The organism is Sunxiuqinia elliptica, assembly GCF_900113005.1.
GTDB classification, from domain to species: Bacteria; Bacteroidota; Bacteroidia; order Bacteroidales; family Prolixibacteraceae; genus Sunxiuqinia; species Sunxiuqinia elliptica.
On record NZ_FONW01000010.1, the window covers coordinates 176124 to 187443 of the forward strand.

Consider the following 11320-nt stretch of genomic DNA (forward strand, 5'->3'; position numbering starts at 1 on the left):
GGAAAATCCCGCTTTTTTATATTCACCTCAAATTAATTCAACGTTTCATCCAGCGCCTTTCCGGGTTTAAACTTCACAACATTTTTGGCAGCAATTTGCATTTCTTTTCCGGTTTGCGGATTTCTACCTGTTCTTGCAGGACGTTCGGAAACAGACAGAGTGCCAAATCCAATTAGCTGAATACTCTCTCCTTTACCTAATACTTCTTTTGCCGTTTCTTCAAAGGCTTTTACAAATTTCTCATTATCAGCTTTACTCAAACCTGACTTATCGGCCATAGCCGCTACTAATTCTTGTTTATTCATTTTATTATCAATAATTGTTTGCCTGCAATAATAATGTTTTTCCACCAATTAACGCCCTTTGAATGCTTTCAGCCAAAATGCCAATTGTTGAGAATATATAAAAATATTGCCAATTCTTAGCCTCAAATAGCTATAATTGAGAATGATGCAAAATTGAGAACCTTTTCTTAAAACAATCCAAAATGAAAAAGCTTCCTGGTAGCTTATTACACCTAATAAACTTATAAAAGACTTGCAACAGTCGTACTTCCAAGCTCTATTTTTCTTCTTCTATTATAGCGTAAATATCAAGGCTTAGGTATTTTCCATCTTTTATTTCACAATCTTTCATTCTTCCTTCATAGTTAAAATCAAGTTTTGCTAGTCCATTTTTACAATTTTTGTTTTCAGAATCAACAAAACCTTCAATTCTATGAAGTCCTAGCTTTTCAAATCCATATTCACATATTCGAGGCATGACCTCCTTCATAATTCCTTTTCCCCAAAAATCAGGAAGAAGCCAAAAACCAATTTCTGCTTTTTTGTTAGTTCTTTCTATATCATTTAGGCCACCAGCCCCGTAAAACTCCTTTTCATCCTTTGAACATATTGCCCACCAGATTCCAGTTTTATTTTCTTCCAAATTTCTAAACCAAATAATCTGCTCTTTTGTGGCTTCAAGACTATCAAAGCTGATTCCATAATACGCTATAACTTCAGGGTGAGAAAGTCCGTTGTATACGTTTTCGAGATCATTTTCTGTAAATTGTCTTAATTTAAACCGTTCTGTTTCTATTTTCGGAAAATTATAATTCATAGTTTCATTTTTAATCTGTTTATATGTTACAATAGGAGATTTTTTGCCGGACACACAGGGGTTTTGTGTTACTCGCTCTTCTTCCTTAGCATATCTTGTGTCTCTATAGCAAACTTATTTTCAGGATTTAATTGCAATGCAATTTTATTAAAGGTCATGGCATTTTCAAAATCATCAATCATATAATATGTGCGAGCTAAATAAGCATCTGCCATCAGTGCTTTAGGATAGTATTCTTTGCACTTTTTTAAAACTGAAATCTTTTCATTGGTATTATTCCGTGTAAAAAGCAGATAAGTCAGCAAGTAGAAATCATTTTCAGGAGGAGTTATTGAAATACCAGTAGTATTTGACAAATTTTTATAGTGTTCAACTAAAAGCTCAGTTGCATGATCTGTTTGTGAGTCCGTCAACTCGAATCTCCAGTCTTCAAACATGAATAATAGTGCATCGGTTATCGTCGAAGGAAATATTGAATGATGATCGGCATTTTCTAATTCAATATTTCTAAATGAAAAATTCTCATTACTTATTTTCGACAGTTCATCAATTAACTCTTTATTCTCTATAAATGGAATTTCTTTATCATTTTTACCACAAGCCAAAATCAATCTTTTCTTACTTGTAGGAATTATATCATTTTGTGAAAAACCCTCTTTTATTAATGCAACCAAATATTTTGACTCAGTTGGTGCTGTACAATAATAAGCATTGAAATCGACTGAGCCGCTAAACATAGATTTTAACACAAACCCTCCACCAACTGAATGTCCTATCAAAGTTTTATATCCATTGGTTCGATATTTTTTACTTATATAAGTGATTAATTCTTGCGATATGAATTTACTGATACCCTTCCAATCATCTTCATAACGAAGTTCCCGACCACCGTTAAGAGTCCTAAAACCAATTACAATTGTTTCTGGAATTGTATGTAAAATACCATTTTCCACATGATATGGTTCTCCTAAATAATTAGACAAGGCATAATACATACTACTTCTCTGTTTATGCCCAATAATAATTTGAATAGCACATCTGTCATTTGTATTAAAATAATTAGCTGGGAGATAGATATCAATAATTCTATCTTGATCTAATATCTTAGATGATATTGTGTCTGTAATTATAAATTCATTGCATGGAACTTGACCTACGGAATTACTATTCTGCAATAATATTGATATAAGAAAAAATAGCGTACTAAAGTATCTACTCATAATAATAAAGTAATTTGCAATGGTTTTCAATGCTAGGTAATGATCATGTGCAAGTTGTCGCTGCGTCCCGATAACTATCGGAATTGAAGAACATTTGTGAGTAGAAACAACACTCCACAAGCCCCCCGAAATTCAAATTGCAATTTTTGTGTGCTCAGCACAAGTATGTGTACACTTTATTGTAAGCTCTGAAAAAATGTTTAAAATACAAATTTTTATTGTTAAAAGTAAAAGTGTAGCATGAGATTATTCCAGAAAGTGTCCCGCCAGGCTGACTCCGGTCGGACGGGAAGTCCCTTATGCGCCAAGGTAACGCTTGGAAGCATTTGCAAGAGGCAAGCTGGGTTACCGTAAGGTAAGCAGTGAAGGTTATTTCTGATTGATTAATGAGCAAATAAATTCCCGGTACTAACGAACAGGAACCTTATATGAGGCCAGATAAGCAAGCACATCATTGTGACGTCCAAAACATTCCGCAAGGGATGAGCGCCAAAATAGTAGACCAGGCAGGAATTAGGAACAGCCAGTCTGACGACAGGTAGGAAAGATGCTCTTACTTGGGGAGCCTTTGATGTCAGCGAAATGGTGGATCGTCAGAGAGTCAGCAGAGGCCATAGCAGGCTTTGGAAACGAGCCGTCATTGAAACCCTACGCCTTATTCACAAATGACTCCGATCCCCGCTACAGATAGACGGGAAGCTGGTCAAGCGCCAGAAGGGCATGCCGCAGAGAGGCCCTATAAGTCCGATATTATCGAACATCATGCTACATGAACTAGACCGGGAATTGGAATAGCAGGGTTTGCATTTTGTCCGCTATGCCGATGATTTTAGCATTTACGTTAAAACGAAAGTTACAGCACGAAAGGTAGGCAACAAGATTTTTAAGTTTCTTAAGAAGAAGTTAAAGTTGCAATAGCAACTGGAAGAAAAGAGGCATTCGCCGACCGGTACATTTTACCTGTTTAGGATTTGTTTTTGCGCCAACCTACCGGAAAGGAGAACGCAGCAAATAGCAACTGGTTGTTTCGGAAAAGAGCTGCCACAAATTGAAGCAAAAGCTAAAAACCCACCCCAAAAGCCACTCCCATGAGTTTTGATGAACGTATCGAGAAACCGGGAGAACTGAAACGGGGCTGGGCTGGATTAATGCTTTCCGTATGGCAAGCATCCAAAACAAACTCGTTGAACTGGACGATTGGTTACGAAACAGACTCCGTTATTGCATTTGGCACCACTGGAAAAAACCGGAACGGAAAAGGAAAAACCTGATTCGTTTGGAGGTTGAACAGGGACAAGCTTATCAATGGAGCCGGTCGAGAATGGGTGGTTGTCGTATTGCTCAAAGTCCGATTCTTGGTACTACAATTACTGTTGACCGATTGAAAATGCGGGGTTACGTTCCTTTGCTGGATCTCTACAACGAGGTTAAACCAAAATCACTGTTGTTCCCGATGACTTAGCGAACCGCCGTATACGAGACCCGTACGTACGGTGGTGTGAGAGCCTCTCCCTGCTAGCGTTTGCTAGTGGGGCAGGCTACTCGATTGGCGTTTCGTTGTTTTTCGCTTCTATCTTCCTGTGCGCATAGAGTGCATGCTCTTTAAGCAAATTTGGATGTGCGGATGATATGTGCGTTTGATTAATGTGCATGACCTAAGGGGTGTAATCTGAATAAAAATCAATTGACTTAGTGTCTTTATAAGAAGGGTCTAGTTTATTGTCTTGATAGACACCGAATTCACCATATTTAGCAATGAATTTATTCCATACTAAATCAAGACTATTATCACTCATGTATTTCTCTAAAACTTGGCGATCTATAAAAAGAAATTCTGAGTTATCAGTTTTGTAGTACTTTGTAATAAACTTTCCATTCTTATTAATATGTGATAATTCGTCAACATTGAAAACCAACTCCATTTTGTTCGCAATAATTGAATCTAAAAATACAAAGCTTGGATTCTGAAATCTGTCTCGTGTCCATGAAGACCAGGAATATTTATTTACTAAAGGGTAATAACAATCTGAGCTAAGTAAAATTGCTGCTTGATTATTTGTTTTATTTGGGCTTTCGAAATTATCATCAAAATCATCATCACCTTCATACTCAAATCCATCTTCGTCCTCAAAATCTTCAATCTCTTCATCATTTTCAACGTGACTTCTCCAAGGTATTTCACCCCCAAAAATTTGACTAAAACCATCTGATTCGTGAACATAACTAGATTGAAATGTTTCTGATATATCTTTTTTTAGCTTTGATTCAAATAGATATGTATTTATATGAACCGTGATATATGTTTTACTATCATCATCCTTTTGATTTAAAGAGGCGTAAATAAGCACCATTTCAGAATTCTCAAAATATGGAATCGTTATGTATAATCTGTGTAGTAGTGGTGACGGATCTTTGAGTACCCAATTCTGAATATCTTCGTTAAAAGCTGGCAAAAAGCAGTCATTGATTACTTGCGTTCTATTCTTTACAACAGGAAATGTTGGATCAAAGAAAACGTAGGAAAAGCGGAGCGTGTTTTTGTATTCAGGTTTGATTTGATTATTTAACATGAGAAAACCAGCTAGCTCTAAATATGTATAATAAAGGTATTTTTCACCATATTTTATTACTTGTTCAGAGGCTTCTTCTCTGCGGTACTTATTGTCTTCAGCTATTTTCTCTTCTAATGGATTGTACAAATCCTTATCATAGCCATTCTGCTTAATTCTCTCAGATATAAAACTAATGATTTCAGCTCTTGAATATTTACTTATGCTGCCATATGAATGTTCTGAAAGTGAGACAATTTGGAATTTTATGAAATCATAATCCATCATTTCATAAGACCAAAAAAAGTCGTCTCCTTTATCTTTGCGAATTAGTTCTTTGTTAAGAACCCATACTTCATCTTTATTCCTATTGATAATATTTTTATCGTACTCAATCCCATAATATGAAAAGCCAAATTCAAATATTGTTTGTAAATAATCCAAGATAGCAATATGATTTGTGCTGTTTTTTACAAGAAAATCCCTTTGAAGGAAGTTTACCACATTTTTAGTAAAGTGTTTTTCTTTTAGTCTTAAAACCACTCCTGTTAAAGCGCAAATAAGTGATTCAAGAATAAAGATGTCGTTTGCAAGAATAAAGGTTTGGGCGAGTCTCAAAATGCAATTTGGATATATCACACCCAAATGCATTAAGACTTTTGTAGCTTCATTTCTTAATTTCTTATCTGTACTTCCGGTTAGAAGTAGTACGAATAGTAAAACATTATCTTTGGAGTATCTTGTATTTTGACTGTTCTTTATTATCGATTTTAATATTGATTGCAACTTATAAGAATCCTTTCTTATTAGCTCATTCCAAAACATGTCTATCTCATACGGACTAAGTTTCAAGAAAACTGTTGTGATAATATCAAACGAATTGAACGTATTTCGTTGAGCAATATCATCATATAGTCTCTGAAATAAGCTGTTAACTAATTCAGAACTTAAACTTAAGCTGTCTAGAAATTTTACAAACTTAATTTTATCATTTTCATTAGATGTAAGCAATTCAATATTACCTATGCTTTCTAAAAGAATTGATTCTTCAGGTAGCACTTCATAAATCTGCTTTCTTGTTTTTAATGGAAGAAGATAAGAGATCGATTTCAAAATATCTTCATGTAGAGGATGGCGCTTTGTTTTGTCATCACAAAATAGTTTCTCTTTTGTCTCTGCCGATTGTAATTGCTCAATTATTAATGGGATGGACTTATTTTTGAAAAAAACAGATTTTGCGATTTGATATCCTCCAACTAAATCATAAGTAAATTGAATCAGTTCATCTTCATTGTTTATATCACGTTGAAAACAAAGTCCTTCATCAATCAGGTTAAAAGATAGTTCTTCTTCAAAAAGAGGATAAAAATCTGAGAATTGAATTTCCCTTTTATTATTATTCCAAAGTATTTCACCAATTTCTTGCAGTCCTTTTTCTAATTTTGATTTTCGTATTGCATTGACAGCATGTTCTTTTGTTGATATTTTTTTAATCAAATTTAGAATATAGCTTTCTATGCTCTCAATAATAGAATAAAGGTTTATATCTAAATTACTCCTGTCTTTATTTACTTCACAAAATATCTTTAACCTTAACGGATTTTCAAACAAAGTAATATCATAAGGCTTTGAACTCGGTTTAATTGAGTATTTTTCAAAATACTTTTCTACGGCGCTATTAATATTCTTATCCGTGAAACCCTTTAAATAGACAAAATTATCAACTTCTTTATAAGATTCTTTGTTAAAGATTTGCTGAATATAATCTCTTTTTTCTCTACAAGTTGTGATTAAGAGAATGTTCGAATACTTTCTTACGTCATTAATAATTGAATATAATTCACTATGCCAGATTTCACCTGCAGAAGGATAGCTTTCATTTAGACCATCAATTATTATAGGAACTTTACATTTATATATTTCTCCCAAAATATCTATAGCTCCAAGGAAATCTTTAAAGGAATATGAACCGTCTAAGTCAAGTAATTGAATTATTCTTTCTTTTGGGGTCACAGAGTTGCGGAATGAACTACCTAATAGTAGTAAGGCAGGATACTCATTTTTTAAAAGGTTATAACTGATTGAACAAGCAAAATGAGTCTTACCGTACCCAGCTGCTCCAAATACATGAACATCATTAGATAGAATTCTTAATATGATTTTTAATAGTGAATTATCCTTTCTTCTCCCAATTAATAAATCAGAAATATTATTGACATTTTGAATCATAAACTCTAGCCAATCAACGTCCTGATAGTTTATATCGTTATTATCTGATTTCTTGAAGATTTCTTTTAAATGTTTATTTAGTTGATCTCTTTCTATTTCACTATTTTGAATAAAATTATCTATTGCTGTTTTACTTTTCTTAGCAAAAACATAGATGTCAATCGTTTCTTTATAGATAGAATTAATTTCATTGAGTATCTCGATATGTTTCGAGTAGAAATCTCTTGTTAATTTGACAAATTCACTAGTTAAATCATTAAATTGATCTGTCTTTATCCTATAATCACGATTAATATCATCAATAACATCATCAAGAAGTTTAATATATATGTTAACGTCAGCTCTGGCTTTATCAGGATAAATTGAATTAAGAAGGTTTAATTCTCCATCTTCTTTTATATGTAAATCAACATCAAACTTCCTTTCCAACTGTCTTAGATTAGCTCTTGTCAAACTGTTTAGAAATTCTTTGCCAATAAGCTTTGTGTTAAAATACAAGTTAAAGATCGAACTAAATCCTTCAGGATTAGAATGAAAAATTGCTTCAAATATGTCTTTATGCCAATGCGATAGATTTACGCTTTTTTTTATTTGATTACATTCTTTTACTAATAAATCCCATGGTTTTCCAGCTTTAGTTTTTGTGTTAGAAAATTTCCCTGGTGTGCAGATAATCCAATGAGTAAGATTATTCTTATACTCCAATGACTTTTTTAGTCCTTGAACTAGTTCGTTCCTATGTGTTACATCCAGTGGAGAATTATCGTCATCCTTTTTATTCAACCAAAATTTAGCTTGCCATCCGATTATATCACCTGCCTTTGCATTTAATTCATTACAATCTTTAGACAATTCCAAATAGAATTCAGAACCTGGAGTATTATAAAATGATTCAAATGTTCCGTAATCCTTATATTTTTTTGTTGCTATTTGAAAGCAAAATGATTCAAAACTTAATTCTTTAGATGAACTATTTTGTTCTAATTGATGCCAAGATATACTCTTCATATTAATTCTTAAAACAGGTTGTTATTTCAGGGAAATAAGGACAACTCCCTTTACAATTAATTTTAGCATTACAATCCTGATTGCAAGTGTTTATCACACGAGTTCTGAAATTGTTAAACTTATTAAGCCAAATATCATAAAAGTCAAATTCCTTAAGACTATAACTATCCCTATTATTTGAAAAAGAACATGGTGAAACCATGAGATTTTCGTCAATATATACAGAAAAATATCCTACTTCACATGAATCTATAAAGTCAATATTTGTCTTTGTGAATCTCATTAACATTGGAACAAAACATGCATCAAATCCGATGTTACAACAAGCTTTATTATTGTCGATAAGTTTAAGGAAATCTTTTAATTCAGAGTTGTTTACTAAAACATTTTCAGAGCTTGCTCTACCAGAAGGTTTAAATGTTAGAAATATTATTGCATTGATTCCTTTTAGTTCCTTGTTAAAGTCTCCTTTTAATATCTGAATAGCTTGTTTAATATTATTCCTATCTAATACATAGTGAATATTTGTCCGAATACTTCCCTTTACTAAAAGCTCAATTTTTGAATTGCCAATATCTTTCATGTCATTGAATGAAACAGCAACTGCACCAACTTTTCCCTTTATATTATTAACTATTGATTGAGTAATATTTTCACCATTCGTTGTGAAATTTGGAACGATATTGAACTGCTTTGTAATATCAAGTATTTCAAGTATATCTGGATGTTCTAAAGGTTCACCACCTCCTAATGCAACTTGAAAGACATTTCCATATCTCTGATGATTAAGGTTTGACAACACAAACTTGTAGTCATTTAGTGACATAAAAGAATGATTCGGCTTACTATCTCGATAACAATAATCACATCCCTTACTACAATGATTGGAAATTGAAATATCAACAAGTTCAGGTACGGGGGCAAAGTTTGGGTTATCTTTTAGAGTTTTACCCCACCGAAAAGTCATTCCTGATTCTTGATCAGCAATGAAATTATACTCACCTATATGTCTCCTAATTTTCATTTAATACTGATCAACCTGAGTAACACCAAATCCCCTAATTTCACTTAATTTTCCGTTTAATATATATTCTCCTCGAATGTAATTCCATAGCTCATCTTCTTCTATATTGCTAAAATCAAGTTCTTTATTTTCCTGTTTTAATAGCTCTTTATCTATTGTAACTCCATCATCATCGTTGAATTGTATTTTCTTAACATATATTTCCTCTGCTTCAAGAAAAGTTCTTGTTCCCTTATCAAGCATATAGTTTTTAAGTGCATCTCTTATCGTTTTATACTCAATTGCAGTTGATTCTCCATACCATCTTTCAAAGACTTCAACAATCTTTTTATGCATAGTAATGATGAAACTTACAGAGCTACTATTAGTTACAAAGTCAGTTCGTATTTTCATAATATTAAATTTATAATGAGGTATCAACTTTTGTAACGCCAAAACCTTCTACTTCACTTATCCTATTTCTCGCAATAAATTCACCAAAGATTAATGCCCATATATCTTTTTCTTCAAAAGCAGAAAAGTCTATTTCTTCGTAAGGCTTATCGTATGAATCTGCAAACATGCAATCTCCACCATCATCGAACTTAAAGTGTTTAGTATATATCTCTACTCCTTCTAACATTACCCTTGTGCCATTTTCTACTAGTTCTTCTTTCAGTATTTTAACTGCTCTTTTTTTTCCTGTGTCAAATTTTTCTTCAAAAGTATGCAAGAATCTATCTAGCATGCTTAAGTTCATTGTAACAATGAAACTTACAGAACTACTATTAGTCACAAAATCTGTTCGAATTTTCATAATATCAAATTTCTATTTCGTCTATGAGCGTCGGCAAAAATTTGGCTCTTTTGCAAGTTGAAATATCAGCTTGTGGGTTTGGACTTGCAAATGTGCCAAATGTGCATTGGCTGTCTTTTTTTTTACAATGAACGCCAACGGCTGGTGGTAAGAAATCGTTGCGCTTTTAGAAGCGTTTAGGTATCAGGTCGCTGAACCATTTATTAAATGAAATATTATTCAAATTAGCACTTCCTGCGCAATGTTTTTTACCGCGTGTTGTGGCACGTTATTATTTTTTTTAGGTGGAGTCCATTTAACAACATAAGTCATTCCCACAACAGGTCTACTAACATTTAATACCAAAGAAACGTAGTCATTACTGTTATTTATAAATTTGAAGGAATCATTTTCTTTAATATAATTATACTCACTTTCAGAACGCTCATACGAAGTACCTGGAAAAACATCAAAATACTCACAATCCGTAATTTGATACTTTCTTGGCAAATTCATTTTAACAACAAGATTTGATATTGGGGTTTTAGTAATTAAACCATGACACTCCATAGGTATATTGCAAAAATGTGTCCCATCCTTTATGCCATCTACAACATCTTCAAAGTATAGTTTGTATAACCCTTTTGATTTTGTTGTGATTTTATATTCTGCAATTTCTCCTTTCTTTAATGAAGGAGAGAAATTTACTTTAACTGAAACAATATTCTTTTCAGATTTTTCCATTTCGTAATTAATTTTTCTAATGGAGTCATTTGAATTTGCTGAAAATATAATTTCAACATCTTCAATCGAATGGTCACAGTAAGTTGATACTAGGTGTGATTGAGATTTTACTTCTCCGACTATACATTTAATTTTCACATCAGCTACACTTATGCTTGTACCATCCAGATAGAGAGTATCCTCTAGCGTATAATCTAGGTATTCATACCCAAAGGCTTTATATTCTCTTTTCCTAATCGCAGTTTTATTATCAGTAAAGAAATCTGTCTTTTTAAATAAAAATATTACTGCAGAAACCAAAGAGATTATTAAAGAGTAAAATAATTTATCTAAATATTTATCATTTATCTGCGGAATTATTCCTACAATTCCTGATAAAGTAGTTAAGGTTATAATTAAAAAAAGAATAAGGATTGTATAAAAAAAGACTTTTTTCATTTTTAAGTATTTATAATTACTACTTCAGTATAAATATCACAAACCATTTTTATTAAGTGTAATTTGTAGAAAATATCAGTTTACAAATCACATCCTTTATTACGTTTCCCACCTCCGATTAATGTGCCACAACGGTTACTTGGTCGAGTAGGCAAAGGGAGTTTCACCCTAAGCCTCTCACAGAACCGGACTTGACAGTCTCCCGTCATCCGGCTCTTGTTATACAAATCTA

At 32.8% G+C, this 11320-nt stretch carries 10 protein-coding genes; 2 read left to right on the top strand and 8 right to left on the bottom strand.

The genetic code is table 11. The features are described from left to right. Nucleotides 1–32: 32 nt before the first annotated feature. The 3 genes from BM156_RS16485 to BM156_RS16495 all read right to left on the bottom strand — a co-directional run bounded on the left by BM156_RS16485 (nucleotide 33) and on the right by BM156_RS16495 (nucleotide 2321). Nucleotides 33–350: an HU family DNA-binding protein gene (locus BM156_RS16485; protein ID WP_262987311.1), complete on the bottom strand. Its 318-nt coding sequence runs from the start codon at nucleotides 348–350 to the stop codon at nucleotides 33–35. A gap of 211 nt (nucleotides 351–561) precedes the next feature. Further along, nucleotides 562–1101, bottom strand: a complete 540-nt coding sequence (locus BM156_RS16490; RefSeq protein ID WP_093920998.1) for a GNAT family N-acetyltransferase — start codon at nucleotides 1099–1101, stop codon at nucleotides 562–564. A 68-nt stretch (nucleotides 1102–1169) separates the two neighbouring features. After that, on the bottom strand, nucleotides 1170–2321 hold the full coding sequence (locus tag BM156_RS16495) for an alpha/beta hydrolase-fold protein (RefSeq protein ID WP_139218316.1): 1152 nt from the start codon (nucleotides 2319–2321) through the stop codon (nucleotides 1170–1172). A 1088-nt stretch (nucleotides 2322–3409) separates the two neighbouring features. On the opposite strand from BM156_RS16495, the gene BM156_RS20835 reads away from it, so the two are divergent. Continuing rightward, nucleotides 3410–3592 carry a hypothetical protein gene (locus BM156_RS20835; RefSeq protein ID WP_244525755.1) on the top strand — a complete coding sequence of 61 codons (183 nt, stop codon included), beginning with the start codon at nucleotides 3410–3412 and terminating at the stop codon, nucleotides 3590–3592. Further along, nucleotides 3511–3783 (top strand): hypothetical protein, encoded by a 273-nt coding sequence (locus BM156_RS20840; protein WP_399165461.1) that lies wholly within the window; start codon nucleotides 3511–3513, stop codon nucleotides 3781–3783. The genes BM156_RS20835 and BM156_RS20840 overlap by 82 nt, the downstream gene beginning before the upstream one ends. Before the next feature lie 193 nt (nucleotides 3784–3976). On the opposite strand, the gene BM156_RS16505 is transcribed toward BM156_RS20840, so the two are convergent. The 5 genes from BM156_RS16505 to BM156_RS16525 all read right to left on the bottom strand — a co-directional run bounded on the left by BM156_RS16505 (nucleotide 3977) and on the right by BM156_RS16525 (nucleotide 11088). Next, on the bottom strand, nucleotides 3977–8107 hold the full coding sequence (locus BM156_RS16505) for an NACHT domain-containing protein (protein ID WP_093921000.1): 4131 nt from the start codon (nucleotides 8105–8107) through the stop codon (nucleotides 3977–3979). Nucleotide 8108: 1 nt separating this feature from the next. Further along, nucleotides 8109–9131 (bottom strand): radical SAM protein, encoded by a 1023-nt coding sequence (locus tag BM156_RS16510; protein ID WP_093921001.1) that lies wholly within the window; start codon nucleotides 9129–9131, stop codon nucleotides 8109–8111. After that, entirely contained in the window at nucleotides 9132–9524 is a 393-nt protein-coding gene (locus BM156_RS16515) for a hypothetical protein (protein WP_093921002.1), read from the bottom strand. Nucleotides 9525–9534: 10 nt separating this feature from the next. Continuing rightward, nucleotides 9535–9927 (bottom strand): hypothetical protein, encoded by a 393-nt coding sequence (locus BM156_RS16520; RefSeq protein WP_093921003.1) that lies wholly within the window; start codon nucleotides 9925–9927, stop codon nucleotides 9535–9537. Nucleotides 9928–10146: 219 nt separating this feature from the next. Continuing rightward, nucleotides 10147–11088 carry a hypothetical protein gene (locus BM156_RS16525; RefSeq protein WP_093921004.1) on the bottom strand — a complete coding sequence of 314 codons (942 nt, stop codon included), beginning with the start codon at nucleotides 11086–11088 and terminating at the stop codon, nucleotides 10147–10149. Between the last annotated feature and the right edge of the window lie 232 nt (nucleotides 11089–11320).